Annotated in this window: 14 protein-coding genes; 5 read left to right on the top strand and 9 right to left on the bottom strand. The window is 59.1% G+C overall.

The window, feature by feature from the left end:
* Position 1 precedes the first annotated feature (1 nt).
* Both ACQUWM_RS15125 and mqo read right to left on the bottom strand, forming a co-directional pair.
* The gene (locus tag ACQUWM_RS15125; RefSeq protein ID WP_428922701.1) at positions 2-2,032 is read right to left on the bottom strand and encodes a hypothetical protein; all 2,031 of its coding nucleotides are present in this window, start codon (positions 2,030-2,032) and stop codon (positions 2-4) included.
* Between the two features lie 323 nt (positions 2,033-2,355).
* Positions 2,356-3,837: a malate dehydrogenase (quinone) gene (gene mqo, locus ACQUWM_RS15120; RefSeq protein WP_428922700.1), complete on the bottom strand. Its 1,482-nt coding sequence runs from the start codon at positions 3,835-3,837 to the stop codon at positions 2,356-2,358.
* Between the two features lie 294 nt (positions 3,838-4,131).
* On the opposite strand from mqo, the gene nhaD reads away from it, so the two are divergent.
* The 4 genes from nhaD (at position 4,132) to ACQUWM_RS15100 (ending at position 8,196) form a co-directional block, all read left to right on the top strand.
* Positions 4,132-5,382, top strand: coding sequence for a sodium:proton antiporter NhaD (nhaD, locus tag ACQUWM_RS15115; protein ID WP_428922699.1), 1,251 nt, complete (start codon positions 4,132-4,134; stop codon positions 5,380-5,382).
* A 9-nt stretch (positions 5,383-5,391) separates the two neighbouring features.
* Positions 5,392-6,363, top strand: coding sequence for a calcium/sodium antiporter (locus tag ACQUWM_RS15110; RefSeq protein ID WP_428922698.1), 972 nt, complete (start codon positions 5,392-5,394; stop codon positions 6,361-6,363).
* A gap of 217 nt (positions 6,364-6,580) precedes the next feature.
* Positions 6,581-7,807 (top strand): sulfite oxidase, encoded by a 1,227-nt coding sequence (locus ACQUWM_RS15105; RefSeq protein ID WP_428922697.1) that lies wholly within the window; start codon positions 6,581-6,583, stop codon positions 7,805-7,807.
* Positions 7,808-7,866: 59 nt separating this feature from the next.
* On the top strand, positions 7,867-8,196 hold the full coding sequence (locus tag ACQUWM_RS15100) for a c-type cytochrome (protein ID WP_407002687.1): 330 nt from the start codon (positions 7,867-7,869) through the stop codon (positions 8,194-8,196).
* Between the two features lie 24 nt (positions 8,197-8,220).
* Here ACQUWM_RS15100 and msrB read toward each other — a convergent pair whose 3' ends face one another.
* The gene (msrB, locus tag ACQUWM_RS15095; RefSeq protein WP_407002688.1) at positions 8,221-8,649 is read right to left on the bottom strand and encodes a peptide-methionine (R)-S-oxide reductase MsrB; all 429 of its coding nucleotides are present in this window, start codon (positions 8,647-8,649) and stop codon (positions 8,221-8,223) included.
* A 10-nt stretch (positions 8,650-8,659) separates the two neighbouring features.
* Positions 8,660-9,304 carry a peptide-methionine (S)-S-oxide reductase MsrA gene (gene msrA / locus ACQUWM_RS15090; protein WP_428922696.1) on the bottom strand — a complete coding sequence of 215 codons (645 nt, stop codon included), beginning with the start codon at positions 9,302-9,304 and terminating at the stop codon, positions 8,660-8,662.
* A 117-nt stretch (positions 9,305-9,421) separates the two neighbouring features.
* Between msrA and ACQUWM_RS15085 the strand changes: the two genes are divergently transcribed.
* Complete coding sequence (locus ACQUWM_RS15085; RefSeq protein ID WP_428922695.1) at positions 9,422-10,396, top strand: metallophosphoesterase; 975 nt, start codon at positions 9,422-9,424, stop codon at positions 10,394-10,396.
* 3 nt (positions 10,397-10,399) lie between these two features.
* On the opposite strand, the gene ACQUWM_RS15080 is transcribed toward ACQUWM_RS15085, so the two are convergent.
* From ACQUWM_RS15080 to ercA, 5 genes are all read right to left on the bottom strand, one after another.
* Complete coding sequence (locus ACQUWM_RS15080) at positions 10,400-10,891, bottom strand: CDP-archaeol synthase (protein WP_407002691.1); 492 nt, start codon at positions 10,889-10,891, stop codon at positions 10,400-10,402.
* 8 nt (positions 10,892-10,899) lie between these two features.
* Positions 10,900-12,276: a class II fumarate hydratase gene (locus ACQUWM_RS15075; RefSeq protein ID WP_428922694.1), complete on the bottom strand. Its 1,377-nt coding sequence runs from the start codon at positions 12,274-12,276 to the stop codon at positions 10,900-10,902.
* A gap of 84 nt (positions 12,277-12,360) precedes the next feature.
* The gene (locus tag ACQUWM_RS15070) at positions 12,361-12,645 is read right to left on the bottom strand and encodes a hypothetical protein (protein ID WP_407002693.1); all 285 of its coding nucleotides are present in this window, start codon (positions 12,643-12,645) and stop codon (positions 12,361-12,363) included.
* 62 nt (positions 12,646-12,707) lie between these two features.
* Positions 12,708-14,459 carry a PAS domain-containing hybrid sensor histidine kinase/response regulator gene (locus ACQUWM_RS15065; RefSeq protein WP_428922693.1) on the bottom strand — a complete coding sequence of 584 codons (1,752 nt, stop codon included), beginning with the start codon at positions 14,457-14,459 and terminating at the stop codon, positions 12,708-12,710.
* Positions 14,443-15,606 (bottom strand): alcohol dehydrogenase-like regulatory protein ErcA, encoded by a 1,164-nt coding sequence (gene ercA, locus ACQUWM_RS15060; protein WP_428922692.1) that lies wholly within the window; start codon positions 15,604-15,606, stop codon positions 14,443-14,445. The genes ACQUWM_RS15065 and ercA overlap by 17 nt, the downstream gene beginning before the upstream one ends.
* Between the last annotated feature and the right edge of the window lie 27 nt (positions 15,607-15,633).

Below are 15,633 nucleotides of genomic sequence, written 5' to 3'. Positions count from 1 at the left end.
CTTACGCTTCGGACGGCGGGGGCTCCGCCTGTAATGAAATATCAGCCGGTATCCGGTCACGCCCCCAGCTGCTGTGTACCCGCTCGATCACCCGTTGCAGTTCTTCTTCGCTAACACCCGCCGGCTCGCCACGCTCCAGGGGGTCGAAATGGAAGATATACAGCCGCGACGCAAATTGCTCAAGCGGCAGAGAGGCTTCACCGAACCGCTCGCCCTTGCGGGCAGTGCTGACCACCACGCCGTCACCCCAGTTCTGTCCACTGTCATTGTTGGGATTGAAGAAGTACACCCGCATCACATCTTCCGGGTCCAGGGTAACCCGCAGGATGGTAATGGCGTGCCACCCGATAAATCGCGCAGCGCTGTCAGTAATGGCCATGCCGGCTGGCTGCGGATGGATCAGCGGCTGGTTCCCATTGTAGAACGGATGGTAGCTGGCATAGAAATGGCGCAAAAAGCCTTCGAGGTCCTGAAGCTTACCGGTCGCCACGTCCACATTGATGGCAAAACCACGGCCAGCCGACCAACCATGGAATTCCGGGTTCACCCACTGGTGGGGATCCCCCGGGCGACCAATACACAGCCGCCCCATTTCCGCGTAGATGCGATCCAGATGCGGGACCACTACCAGGGATACAGGGTCCAGGTCCAGGGTGACCATCGAAGCAACACCGCCTCTACTGTCAGCGGATGAGACCGGTTTGCCCTCGAAGTGCATGATGATTTCATTATCCCGCGCCGCCCAGGCGACCATTTGCAGCAGATAGTCGGGATCGTTGTACGCCCACATGGACAATGCCCGGGCCGACTGGCAGGTGGGGTTATTGCCCTGACCTACGCCCAGGGGCTGGCCGAGCATGTTCAATACCCCCTGGATCAGCCAGGCTTTCGGTTGCGGAGAATAACCATAAGCCAGCTGGATGCGCTCACGCGCCTCGGGACAGATCGCCAGCAACGCCTGCCGCCACAATGCCGGTGCAACCGGTGGCTGATAGAGAATGCCCCGCTCCAGTAACAGCGCCAGGCCATACAACCCCTGGGCTGTCTCAGGAAAGACGCCTTCGGTCACCAGCTCGTGCACCAGCTCCCGGTAGCACAACAGGCAGTCACGCCCGGTGCTGGAGAGCCCAAGCGCCTCGGTCAGCAGAGTGTCCTGTTTTTCCAGAATGTGTCTTACGAACGCTGCGTGGTAAGGGGACACCAGTCCGGTGTCGTGCATGGAGCGGGCAAAGCCGGTGGCCTCGCCCTGCAGCGCCACGGTGTCCATGGACTGCAGCCGTTCCTCGTAGATCGGAATGCCCGGGTCTTCACGACAGGCCTGGGTCGGGCCGTAAAGACTGGAAATCAGGCGCTCCGCGCCCTGCCCCGCGCCACCAAGGTCAATAGTCGGGTCAATCCGGCACAGGGCGATCTGGGTAATCATTCGCCGAACGCTGGTGACCTGAATCGGGCGTTGCTGGAGAATACGCCAGATTTCCTCTATCAGCCGGTCGATGACATGCTCGTAGCCGATTTCAGTGGCCACGTGCTGGATGACCCCGCGGCTGATCAGGGCCAGCTCGCCCTGTTCACGCTCAGCCTCGCCACCCTCGCCGAACAGCAGGCTGAGATTGAGGGCCAGCACCTGAGTCAGGTAATGATGGGCCTGCTCCGAAGATACGGAAGGGTGCCAAAAGTCCCCTTTAGCGACCGCCAGCAATCGCAACTCACTGATGGACTCAATGATGACGGTGTCCGCCTGGGGGCTTTGCAGGGCACTGGTGGTCAGAAACGGTAAAAGAATAGAGGGTTCTGCCCAGTCAGTGCCCAGGAAGACACCGGCATTCTCCAGCCATTCCGCCCGCGCGACCATGACTGCGCAGCCCCCCGGCTGCAACAAAACCCGGCGGACGATATCAAACAGCTCGGGTAACTTTGCAGGTTTGGCAAAGGGGGGGCAGCCTTCCAGCCCTTCAATCGCTTCATCCAGTCTCTGGACCAGCGTTTCAAAGTTGACGGCCGGTACAGAGTTGCCAGCGTCGGAGTCGCTCAAACTGTCTTCCTCAGGGCCTGAACCAGACCCACTGTTGGTAATTCCTGATGGAATTATACATAGAAATCCAGTTCTTCCTGATGTTTAAGTAGATCCCGCATCACATAGGGGGCTTCACCGAAGGAGCGATCGACCCTTTATCCGGATTAAACGCTTGCTCACTCACGGCGCACCTCCTTTCAGGGGATGTACCTACTAAGCTAGAGGTTTCAGTACAAATGGCAAATATTCTGGCCCTGAGAAAACGCGAAAAGCACCGCAAACACGGGTAACTGAACCAGTATTTGTGGTGCTCTTCGCGGCTTTTAGAACAATTATGTATATCAGCCCAACTGCAGCGTTGTCAGCGTTCTGTCCCGCACCTTCCTGAGCAATGGCTCATCATCGACCAGTGACTGACCATAGGAGGGCACCATTTCCTTCATGCGCTCCTGCCACTCAGCGGTCTTGATTTTGTCAGAAAAACAGCGCTCGATGACGTCAATCATCGCGTGTGCCGCGGTGGAGGCGCCAGGGGATGCGCCCAGCAGGGCCGCCAGAGAGCCGTCCTTCGCTGCCACGATTTCAGTGCCGAACTCAAGCTTACCGCCACCGTCCGGCGTCTGCTTGATGATCTGTACCCGCTGGCCAGCGCTCTGCAGCTTCCAGTTTTCCTCTTTGGCATCCGGGAAGAAATTGCGCAGGGACGCCACACGCTCAGAGTGGGACTGGAACACCTCACCGATCAGGTAACGGGTCAGGTCCATATTGGTCCGGCTCACCGACAACATCGGGCGCAGGTTGGTGGGCTTCACCGATCCAAACAGGTCAAACATCGAGCCCTGTTTCAGGAAACGGGTGGTGAACCCGGCAAATGGCCCGAACAGCAAGGCCGGCTCGCCGTTGATGATGCGGGTATCCAGATGTGGCACCGACATCGGCGGCGCACCGATCGGCGCCTTGCCGTACACCTTGGAGTGATGCTGTTTGACGACCTCCGGTTCCTGGCAGACCAGCCACTGGCCGCTGACCGGGAAACCGCCGTAACCGCGAGCCTCGTCAATGTTGGACTTCTGCAACATCGGCAGGGCGCCACCACCGGCGCCCAGGAAGACGAAACCGGCTTCCAGTTTCTTGACCTCACCGGTCTTCTGGTCTTTCACCCGCACTTTCCAGCGGCCATTGTCCCGCTTCGCCAGGTAGTGAACCGGGCTGCTGAGCATCAGCTCAAAATTGGGCGTGCTTTCCAGGTACTTGACCATGCTGCGGGTGAGAGAGCCGAAATCGACGTCCGAACCATGCTTGATCCGCGTTGCAGCCACTGGCTGCATGGGATCGCGGTGCTTGACGACCAGCGGCATCCACTCGGCCAGGTCATCCGGGGATTCGGTGTATTCCATCTCCCGGAACAGGTGATGGGCGCTGAGCTTCTCGAAGCGGCGCTTGAGGAAGGCCACGTCTTTTTCACCCCAGACGAAACTCTGGTGAGGCGTGCGGTTAATAAACGACTTCGGTTCCGGCAATTTGCCCTGCTCGACCAGGTAGGACCAGAACTGCAGCGACACTTCAAAGGAGGAGTTGATCTGAAGCGCCCGTTCAATGGCCACATCGCCATCTTCGGTTTCGGGGGTGTAATTCAGTTCACAGTACCCGGCGTGGCCGGTGCCTGCGTTGTTCCATCCATCGGTGCTTTCATGGGCAACGTGATCGAGACGTTCCACCATGACGATGTCCAGTGATGGGTCCAGCTGCCTGAGCATCATGCCGAGGGTTGCGCTCATGACGCCCCCACCGACCAGCACTACATCTGCCTGTCTTGCGGCCATTGGTCTTCACCCTGCTTGGTTTTGAGCCTGTCACCTCTCCACGATCAGCAAAGAGGTCTTTGGGAAGCCTGCAGGGCAACTCGATTCGGGCCCGGCGAAGGCTTCCTGTCCGAATATGGGGCGCAATTATCCCGGTTTTTGCTCCAATAATAAAATGTGATAGTCAACAGATGTGTATTGCACTGCTTACCAGAAGCAATCCGACAGGCACAGACACCAGCGAACAGTGGCCGACGGCGGGGCAAAGGTCTAAAATCCGCCCGCATTGATCACAACCCATTTTCAGGATGTCGTATGCCCGGTCTTGAGTCCGTACTGATTTTTCTGGCCATCCTGGCCCTGTTGGGCGTCATTCTTGAAGACGTCATTCACGTCAACAAAGCCAAGATTACGCTGTTTTTCGGCACGCTGTGCTGGGTGTTGCTGTTCCTGTTCAGCGCGGATTCTGAGCAAACGGCGGCTATCTCGGCCGGACTGGCGGAAAGCATCGCTGAAATTGCCGGGCTCTGGCTGTTCCTGGTAGCCGCCATGACGTTTGTCGCCTACCTGAACAAGAAAGGCATGATCGAAAATGTCGTATACCTGATCATGCCGAAACAGGTCAGCGAAAGAAAACTGCTGTTTCTGACCGGCCTTTTCTGTTTTATTTTCTCGTCCCTGGCGGACAATATCACCGCCACTTTAGTCTCATGTTCACTGATCCTTTCGCTCAACCTGGAGCTGAAAAAGCGCATACAGTTCACCACTCTCGTCGTGTTTGCAGTGAACTCTGGCGGCGTGTCGCTGATCACCGGCGACGTCACCACACTGATGATCTTCCTGGCGGACAAGGTGGAAATCCTGACCCTGCTGACCCTTGCCATTCCGGCATCCATCACGGTTTTCATTCTCGCCATCTTCATGTCGAGAGGGCTGACCGGAACGGTGACGCTGACGACTTCCGTCAACACCGTTCGACCGGTCGATGCAGTGATCGGCGTCCTGTTTCTGCTGACCATCATCGGCACCATCACGGGCAATGCCCTGTTCAGTATTCCGCCGGTGCTGACGTTCCTCTTCGGCCTCTCGATCATGTTCCTGGTGTCCCGCTTCATGAGTGATGACAGCGATTTGGATCCGATCCTGGAATACATCCGCGTGATCGAGTTTGAAACCCTCCTGTTCTTCCTCGGCATCCTGTTGCTGGTCGGTATGCTCAAGGAGATTCACGCGTTGCAGTCACTGGTCGCCATCTACGACGTGCTGCCGCCGGTTGCAGCCAACTACCTGATGGGGATTTTCTCCGCCATCATCGACAACGTGCCCCTGACCGCTGCCCTGTTGAAGTCCGGAATCGAGATGAGTGCGGGCGAATGGATGGGGCTGACCTATGCCGTTGGCGTGGGCGGCTCACTGCTGGTGATCGGTTCGGCCGCGGGGATCGTAGCCATGAGCAAAATTCCCGGGCTGACCTTTGCCACCTATATGCGGTATCTTGGCCACCTTTTACTGGCGTACACCCTTGGTTACGCGGGGGTATTCATGCTGGGTCGTTTCATTCACTGAGGTTGATCTATGTTGATGGCAATCGGAGCCATTATTGCCGGTCTGGTTCTCCTGGTCTGGAGTGCCGATCGTTTTGTCGAAGGCGCGGCGGCTACCGCCAAGCATCTGGGTATGCCATCGTTACTGATCGGTATGGTGATCATCGGGTTCGGCACCTCGGCACCGGAACTGGCCGTGTCTGCCATGGCGGCCGCTGACGGCAACCCGGGGCTGGCACTGGGCAACGGCTATGGTTCCAACATCACCAACATCGCCCTGATCGTTGGTCTGACCGCCGTCATCGCGCCGATCGCGGTGCATTCCCAGGTGATTCGCAAGGAACTGCCACTGCTCCTGGTACTGACCGCCATCGCCGGCGTCCAACTGCTGGACGGACAGCTGACCCGCCTGGATGGCTGGGTACTGCTGGGCGTGTTCGCCGCCGTCATGGGCTGGTCAATCTACCAGGGCATCAAGGGTAAAGGCGACAGCCTGGTCGGCGACACCGATGCGGAGCTTATTGCCCATCCCATGCCACTGAAAGTCGCTCTGATATGGCTGGTGGTTGGACTGGTGCTGTTGATTGTCAGCTCACGGCTGCTGGTCTGGGGTGCGGTGACCATCGCCCAGGCCCTGGGTGTCAGTGACCTGATTATTGGCCTCACCATTGTTGCCATCGGCACCTCGCTGCCGGAACTGGCGTCAGCCCTGGCGGCCGTCAAGAAGAACGAACACGACCTGATTCTTGGTAACATTGTGGGCTCGGGCATTTTCAACACGCTGGCGGTGGTTGGCCTGGCCGCAGTCATCGAACCCCTGGCCGTTGATCCGGAAGTTCTCTACCGTGACTGGACCCTGATGGCAGCACTCACCTTCGGGTTGCTGCTGATGGCCGTGGGACTGACCGGAAAACGCAAACTGGTGAGCCGCCTCGATGGCGCACTGCTGTTAGTGGTCTACGTGAGCTACACCGGCTATCTGGCCTCCACCATCATCAGCTGACCCCAAAGAGGTGAAGCCGCGATTTCAGGCGGCTTCACCCCCTCCCCGGAAATTCCTGCGTGCGTTCACGCGCCTCGGCCAGTTATGACGACAAATTATACCCCACCAGACTTGATCATTTTTTGATCGAATCCTATAAGTAATCAGGATACAACCCGGATATTCAGCCTGGGTTAGCGTGCACACTCCTCAACCATTCACTCCAAGGAGACGGACTATGAGCAATGCACCAGAGATCCGGCGGGGCCATGATGATCCCGGACCGGATAACCCCGGCCGGCGCAGGATGCTGATGGGTAGCGCGGGTGCCATGGCCGCCGTCAACGTACTGGGCTTTATCCCTCTCGCCAGGGCGGATGAGCCAAAATCCCTGCCGGACTATGCCGCCTGGAAAGAACGCAGCGCCCTGATCGTACACAGCACCAACACCATGGAAACCGTGCGGGGCGCTATCGGCAGCGGTGTGGTCACCCCCAGTGATCGCCTGTTCGTTCGCAACAACCTGCCCGCCCCTTCCGATGAAGTCACTGCCAACGCAGACGCCTGGGAAGTCCGCATAGAAGGTGTAAAAAATCCGAAAACGCTGACCGTAGGCGAACTCAAACAGATGGGGGTGGCCACGGTCGCTTCGGTGCTGCAATGCTCCGGTAACGGTCGCGCTTTCTTCCCTCACGGCGCTGGCGGCACACAATGGAGCGTCGGCGCTGCCGGTTGCCTGCTCTGGACCGGTGTTCCACTGAAAGACGTGGTGGAAGCCCTGGGCGGCCCCGCGGAGGGTGCCCAATACATTACCAGCACCGGCGGCGAAGCATTGCCCGATGGGCTGGATCCAAAAACCGTAGTGGTCGAGCGTTCCGTCCCAGTCAAAGCGCTGGAAACAGCCCTGCTGGCCTGGGAAATGAACGACGAACCCCTGCCCATCACCCACGGCGGCCCCCTGCGCATGGTGGTCCCGGGTTACTACGGCGTCAACAATGTCAAATACGTGAAGAGCATTGCTCTCACGGAAGCCCAGACCGAAGCCAAGATTCAGGCCTCGGGCTACCGGATCCGGGATGTCGGTGTCAAAGGCGCTCCGGACCAGCCCTCAATGTGGGAAATGAGCGTCAAGTCCTGGGTCACCGCGCCACTCGAGACTGGTCGCAAGGGGCGCAATATGATCTATGGCGTTGCCTTCGGCGGAACCGTGGCGCTTGATAAGGTAGAAGTATCCGTGGATGGGGGCAGGAACTGGAAAAACGCCCGCTTCCTCGGCCCGGATCTGGGCCCCTTTGCCTGGCGGCCATTTGTGCTGGCAGCGGACCTGGAGCCCGGGGAACACCGCATTGTCAGCCGCGCCACCGATGCGGAGGGCCACACCCAACCCGAGGAGCGTACCGATAACGAGCGCGGCTATGGCCACAACGGCTGGAAGGATCACGGCGTTACCGTCGCCGTCAGCTGACTCTTGATGCGGCAGCGGGGCCCCGCTGCCGCGACTGTTCAATCGGTCAGGACCGAACCATGACAAGAACCGCCGCATTCGCCACCGCCCTGTTGCTGATCACCAGTACCTCCGCATTCGCGGAGGACAAACGGGCAGAGCAAGGCAAAAAAATATTCACGGAACAGGCACAGCCATCCTGCACCATATGCCACACGCTTGAGGATGCCGGGGCAACCGGCGCCATCGGTCCCAATCTCGATGAACTCAAACCATCCCCGAAACAGGTACGCGAAGCCGTCAGGGCCGGTGTTGGCGTCATGCCGGGGTATGAGGACAGCCTGTCCGGGGATGACATCGAGGCCGTGGCCTACTACGTTGCCACTGTCACCGGCAACGCCGGGGAGTAGCAGCCGCGGGCCCGGCCCCCCCGATCAATGACCGTTATCCCGGAACACCATCGCAATGGAGTTCAGGCAGTAACGCTGTCCGCTGGGCGGTGGCCCGTCCGGAAACACGTGCCCAAGGTGGCTGTCGCACCTGGGACACCGAATCTCGGTGCGGGTCATGCCGAGGCTGTTGTCCTCAATGTAACGGATGTGGTCCGGATCGAAGGGCTGAAAGAAACTGGGCCAGCCGGTACCGGAATCGAACTTGGAATCGGAACTGAACAGCGGCAGGTCACACAGCCGGCAGTGATAGACGCCCGCTTTCTTATTGTCGAGCAACGTCCCGCAGAAAGGATGCTCGGTACCGTGGTCGAGCAGCACCCGGCGCTCTTCCACCGACAGATCCGCTGACATCTCATCGACCTGTGACGGCGTCAGTGGCGTCAGGTCGTACCCCGCTTTGGAAACACTCATGGCAACCTCCTCAGGCTTTGTTGTCGTCACGGTATTCGGGTTTCAGGTAATCGCCATAGGACTTCACCAGCTTCTCCACCTTCGGTGCGGCGACCGCCATGACGTAGGGCTGGAAGGGATTCTGGGCTGCGAAGTTCTGGTGGTAGGCTTCGGCCGGGTAGAAAGCCTCCAGCGGCTCCAGCCGGGTAACGATGGGCTCCGGATAGACTCCGGCGGCATCCAGTTGGCGAATGTAAGCGTCAGCCACACGCTTCTGCTCTGGCGTCTCATAGAACACAGCGGACCGGTATTGGGTTCCGCGATCATGGCCCTGTCGATTTAACTGAGTCGGGTCGTGGGCCACAGAGAAGAATACTTTCAATAACTGACCAAAGCTGACCCTGGACGGATCGTAATGAACATCCACCACTTCGGCATGACCGGTCTGTCCACCGCATACGGCCTCATAATTCGCCGTGTCAGCACTACCGCCGGCATAACCAGACTCAACGTGCGTCACCCCGTCCATCGCCAGGAAAACCGCCTCCACACACCAGAAGCAACCACCCGCCAGTACAATGTGCGCTACGGAAGAATCGTTGCTCAGATCCTGTTCCGGATCGGGGAACCGGCTGCGCGGCACTTCCAGCCCCGGAATATTGCATGATGTCGTCATAATCGCCTCTGCTTGTCTGGTGAAACATGAACATTGTATCACTTCGGTTGCAACACTCCGGAAGCCAACCATAATGAGGTTAAGGGTTTGCCAACACGCGCAGCGCAGGATTCGGCCATGACCGCCAGGGCACATACACCAGAAAGTCAGGATGAGTTGCTGGAGTACCGCCTGAGCCTTCGGCTCGGTCCCGTCCATGCCCGCCAGAGGCTGGGGATTGAGCGAGAAGCTGAGGCCAGGGTCTTCGGTCCCAATTACAAGTCATTTCACCTGGAGAACCTGACGTCAGCGCCCGGTTTTATCCGCTTTTGCCTGCAACTGGTCGGTCTGTTCCGGCGGGGACAGAATAACAGCCGGCGCCTGAACACCACCAGCAACCACTTTCATATTCCGGATCTGCCGGAATCCTTCGAGGGCTACCGGATCCTTCACCTGACCGACCTGCATGTGGATATGGACGAAGCCAACCTGCAGGCAGTGATTGACCGCATCAGCTCACTGGAATACGACCTGTGTGTGCTGACTGGCGATTACCGGCGGCTGACCTGGGGGCCGGTGGACGAAGCCCTGGAAGGCATGGCACAACTCCGTGATGCCATCCGGGGTGACGCCTACGCCGTGTTGGGAAACCACGACAGTATCAGGATGGTTCCCGCCCTGGAGGACATGGGCTACCGGCTGCTGATGAACGAGCATGTTCCGATTCATCTCAACGGAGAAACCATTTACCTGGCCGGCGTGGATGATGCCCACTTCTACAAGGTCCACAACCTGCACAGGGCCGGCGACGATATTCCCCTTGGCAATATCAGCATCCTGCTGAGCCACACCCCGGAAATTTTCCGGGAAGCCGCGCACGCCGGATACGATATTTTCCTCTGCGGCCATACCCATGGCGGGCAAATCTGCCTGCCCGGCGGCATTCCCGTCACCCTTGATTCTGACTGCCCGAGAGCCCTGGGGCGCGGATTATGGCGGATGAACGGCATGCAGGGTTATACCTCGCCGGGATCAGGCACTTCGGTGATCAACGTGCGGCTTAACTGCCCGCCGGAGGTCACCATTCATACCCTGACCCGGGGCCCGGAATGAACGTTAGTGAGGATGACGGCGGATACCCAGGCGGTAGAGCAACGGCGACAACAGAATATTGGACAGCGTAAACATCACCACAACCGAAATGGACGTCCATATTCCCAGGGGCAACCAGAGGAGCGCCAAGACCATTGGCAATGCTGCCTCCGGTATCTGATCCAGCCATAGTGCCCGGGCGCTGGATTCCAGTCCGCGCCGCCGCTTGATGAAGCTGCTGATCATGTCGCCGGCCAGTCCCAGTAATCCGAACAGGCAGCCAAATATCCCCCCGAGCCCCACCACCATGGCGAACAGGCCGCAACTGACCGTACCGGCGACCACGCCACGCCAGGTCTTGCTCTTTCCCAACAGCGGGTATCCATCGCGCCAGAGCCGGCCACCATCGACCGGAGCCGACCAGTGATGACCAAACAGTTTCCTCGCGACCACTGGGGCGCCGTTAGCCAGCACCAACATCACGAACAGCTCCAGCGCAAGGATCAAGTCAGTCAACCTCCGGTTCAGGAAACCCCGCCACGGGTCAGTTTGAGCGGATCCATCAGTTTCTCCAGCCGGGCCCGGTCCAGCCCGCTTCGCTCTTCAGCCACATCGATCACTGGCCGGCCGGTACGGTATGCCTCCTTGGCGATGTCCGCAGCCAGTTCGTAGCCAATCTCCGGGTTCAGTGCAGTGACCAGTACCGGATTACGCCCGACCCCCGCATTCAGATTATCCACATTGACGGTGATACCCTTGATGGCCTTGTCCGCCAGCAACGTTGCGGCATTGGTGAGCAACGCCACCATATCCAGCAGATTGGCGCCCACCAGCGGCAACATCACATTGAGCTGGAAGTTGCCGGACTGGCCGGCCACAGCATTGGCGTTATCCAATCCCATCACCTGAGCGCCTACCATGGCCACGGATTCAGGGATCACCGGATTGACCTTGCCCGGCATGATGCTGCTGCCCGGCTGCAGGGCTGGCAGGCTAATCTCCGCCAGACCATGGATCGGACCACTGTTCATCCACCGCAAGTCGTTGGCGATCTTGGTCAACACGAGAGCCGCGCCCCGCAACTGGGCCGACAACGCCACGGGCGAATCCACCGCACTTTGCCCCACAAATTTATGTTCCAGGGAGCGGAAATGGTACCCGGTGTCAGAGCTCAGGAATTTGACGAACTGTTCCGCGAACTCATGGGGCGCATTGACCCCGGTGCCTACAGCAGTCCCGCCCTGCGGTAGTGCCATCAGGTCATCCGCGGCAGCTTCTACCCGCTTTTCTGTCGCCAATAGTTGTTCGCGCCAGGTACGCATCTCCTGGCCAACGGTGACCGGCATGGCGTCCATCAGGTGGGTACGCCCGGTTTTCACCTGTTCCGAGAACAGCGCCTCCCGCTCATAGATAACGCCACACAAGTGAGACAATGCTGGCAACAAGCGGTCCTGGACAGCGGTGACCGCACTGACGTGAATCGAGGTGGGAATCACATCATTGGAGCTCTGGCTCATATTGACGTGATCGTTGGGATTCACGGTGACGCCGGCCCGCTCCGCCAATGCGGAAATAACCTCGTTGACGTTCATATTGGTGCTGGTGCCAGACCCGGTCTGATAACGGTCGACCGGAAACTGATCCGCGTACTCGCCGTCCACCAGCTTCAGGCATGCTTCGACAATGGCATCACGCTTGTCGTTATCCAGCAGCCCGAGGCTGGCGTTGGCCTCCGCCGCAGCCTGCTTGACCCTGGCGACGGCAGCGATAAAAGCCGGAGGCATGGGCTGACCACTGACCGGGAAATTGTCCACGGCCCTCTGGGTCTGGGCTCCCCAGAGCGCATCCGCCGGAACACGCACTTCCCCGAGACTGTCTTTCTCCGTTCTGAAATCACTCATGACACCCTCTCCTTATGCTGTGGTTTCGGAACCGGATCCTGCGGGTTCCTGCGCATGGGGGCGACATCGGCATCAGGGGGATGCTCAGCCCTCATTATGGGATCTTAGCCTCACATGGTCGCAAATCCCCGTAACCTGCTCAAAATTAACAACTAACGTCTGGACTGTGTTGGTGTAGGTATCGTGGAGGTGAAATTTGAACCGGTGTTGTTTTTCGCCCTGTAGAAATCCGTCGTACTCCCTCACGAGTTCGCGGACATCCCCCCCGTTGTCCCGGGACCAGGTTGCATTGAAAGGACCAAGAACAGCACCGCCTGCCAGGCAGATGGTGACTTCGTGGTTAGTCAGGGCATTATCGGTTATGGCCATGGTGCACTCTCCTGAAATTCATGGAATCCCAGAATCAGTGTAGACCCTCGCGTGCAGACTGGTTAACCGGTTGACCCGAGAAGACTGGTCAACAGCGCCCGCAGGCGATTGGGCTTCACCGGCTTGTTGAGGATTGGCAGGTATTGCGCCCGCATGAGCTGCCGGGTGTCATCGCTGCGATCTGCGGTGATGATCGCCGCCGGAAGATCACAATCCAGCTGGCGACGCACGCCATAAATAGCTTCACAGCCGGTCTTGTGATTGTCGAGATGATAATCGGCCAGCACAACCGATGGGGGATCTATTCCCGAGTCCAGCAGCGCCAGGGCCTGCGCTTCGCTCCGGGCCACGGTCACCGAGCAGCCCCAGCGTTCCAGCAACAGCTGCATGCTTTCCAGAACGGCCGGTTCATTATCAATCACCAGTACGCGGGCCCCGTCAAAGCCCTCCGAGAAAGGCGGAAGCGTGCCTTGAAGAGGCGACGTCTGCGCCTTCTGCGTCGCTTCCATTGGCACGGTCAGGACAAACCTTGAACCCCGGCCCGGTCGGGACGCAACGTCAATGTCGTAACCCAGTACCCTTACCATGCGCTCCACAATCGCCAGCCCCAGGCCAACGCCCTGACGGCCACCCGTGCCCTGGGGAAGCAGTTGATGGAATTCGGTAAAAATCTCCCGCAGCTTGCCCGCTTCGATGCCCACACCGGTATCCCAGACTTCAATGTGGAGCCGATCGCCCCGGGTTCGCAACGCCAGCAGCACGCCACCCTCCCGGGTGTAACGAAACGCGTTGCTCAGCAGGTTGCGGATAATGCGGGTCAGCATGCGCTGATCGGTTTTCACCATCACCGGCGTGGTGCGCACGCGGAAACGAAGGCCGGCATTGGCAGCTACCGCTTCAAATTCTTCCCCCAGCCCCACCGCCAGGGCCGAGACGTCGGTGTAGGCCAGGTCCGGCTTCATTGCCTGCTGGTCCAGCTTTGAAATATCCAGCAGGTCCGCCAGGAGATCCTCCGCGCCCTCCAGGGCGCGATGCACCTGGTGCACCATGCGCTGTTCCTGCTCCGGCAGCTGGCTGTCCTGCAGGGCGGAGATCATCAGTCTGGCGGCATTCAACGGCTGCAGCAGGTCGTGACTCGCCGCCGCCAGGTATTTGTCCTTGCTGCGGTTGGCCTCCCGTGCGGCTTCCATGGCAACCACCAGTTCCCGCTCCACTTTTTCCCGTTCTTCGATCTGGTAGCGCAACCCGACGTTGGCATTCTGTAGCGCTTCGGTGCGCTCCTCCACCCGCCGCTCCAGGTCTGCATTCAGTTGCTCAAGCTTTTGCCGGGCCTGAACCCGCTCGGTGATGTCCGCCACGAAGGCTTCCACCACTTCTGGCCCCAGATCCGGGCGTCGTAAGATGGTGATCGCGACATGGACCGGCGTGTTGTCCACCCGCCGCAAACAGGTCTCCCGAACACGCAGGTTTCCCTCGTCCAGAAGTTCCTGGCGGATCTTGTCAAACTCGTTGGAACTGCAGAACAGCTGCTCCCGCAGCCGGATGACCCGTTGCGTCAGATCCTCGGCGCTGGCGTAACCGCAGATACGCGCCATCGCCGGATTACAGGCCAGGAAACCGCCACGGAGATTGGCCTGGAAGATGCCATGGAGCGCGTTTTCGAACAGCCACTTGTAACGGTTACGCTCTTTTTCCAGCTCTTCAATCCGTTCCTGCAACGCGGGGTAATAATTCTTGCGGACAGACTGGCTACCCAGTCCCAGCAGGTCGCCAACGCCGTAGCTGCCATCCTGTTTCTCAGAGGGCTTCTTCATAGACGACCTGGACATCCCTCAGCGACGATTTACGAGGGTTGGTAAGTATGCAGGGATCCTGCAGGGCAAAGCCCGACAGGTAGGGAATATCAGAGACGGTCACCCCGAGCTGGGCGAGCCGGGCTTCCAGCCCCACCCTTCGTTTGAGCTCAATGATACGGTTCATCAGTCGTTTCCTGATCTCGGCTTTGCCCATGCCACGGGTATCAATGTCCATCGCCTCGGCAACCCGGCGGAAACGGTCTTCCGCCGAGGCAAAGTTGTAGGCGACAACGTGCTCAAGCAACAACGCATTACACAAGCCGTGTGGCAGGTCCAGATACCCGCCAAGGCTGTGAGACATGGCATGGACCGCCCCGAGAATGGCATTGGAAAACGCCAGCCCCGCCTGCATCGACGCCAGCATGATCTGTTCACGCAGGTAGGGGTTCGCGGTGTTCTCTACCAGTGGCTCAAGGTTGCGGTTGATCAGCCGGATCGCTTCCAGAGCGTGGTTATCGGTTAACGGCCCACTGCCGGTGGATACATATGCCTCAATGGCGTGAACCATGGCATCCACCCCGGTACAGGCCGTCAGGTAGGCGTCCATGGTTTCCGTGACTTCCGGGTCAATCAGGGACACATCCGGGACCACGGCCTTGCTGATAATGGAAAACTTGAAGCGCCGATCGGGATCGGAAATGATCGCAAACTGCGAGACATCCGCCGATGTACCCGCGGTGGTTGGTATCAGTATCAGCGGCGGCGAAGGATTGGTGATGGTATCCACCCCCTCGAATTCCAGAATGCTGCGGCCATGAGTGGCCACAATACCAATTCCCTTGGCGCAGTCCATGGGGCTGCCGCCGCCAATGGCAACGATGACATCGCACTCACTGGACTTGTACAGTTCGGCCCCCGCCATCACCTCATCCACCTTGGGATTGGGGGAAACTCCGGTAAAGATCGTGGTCCGGATACCGGCTTCCGTCAGCAGCGTGACAATCTCGTTAACCCAGCCAGCTGCCGCCACCCCCGGGTCGGAGACCAGCAGTACATGTCTTGCCCCGAAATTGCTGGCGAAATTAGCGACGGATTTGCGGGCGCCGGCGCCAAATACGATTTCCGGCGAAACAAACTTGCGAAGGGCGGAAATGTCGTGGCTCATAGAGATGTACTCGACGGTTTTTTATTA

It is taken from the genome of Marinobacter sp. DUT-3 (assembly GCF_050379435.1).
Classification (GTDB): Bacteria; Pseudomonadota; Gammaproteobacteria; order Pseudomonadales; family Oleiphilaceae; genus Marinobacter.
Note: the sequence above shows the minus strand (reverse complement) of the source record. Positions and strands in the feature narration are given on the sequence as shown.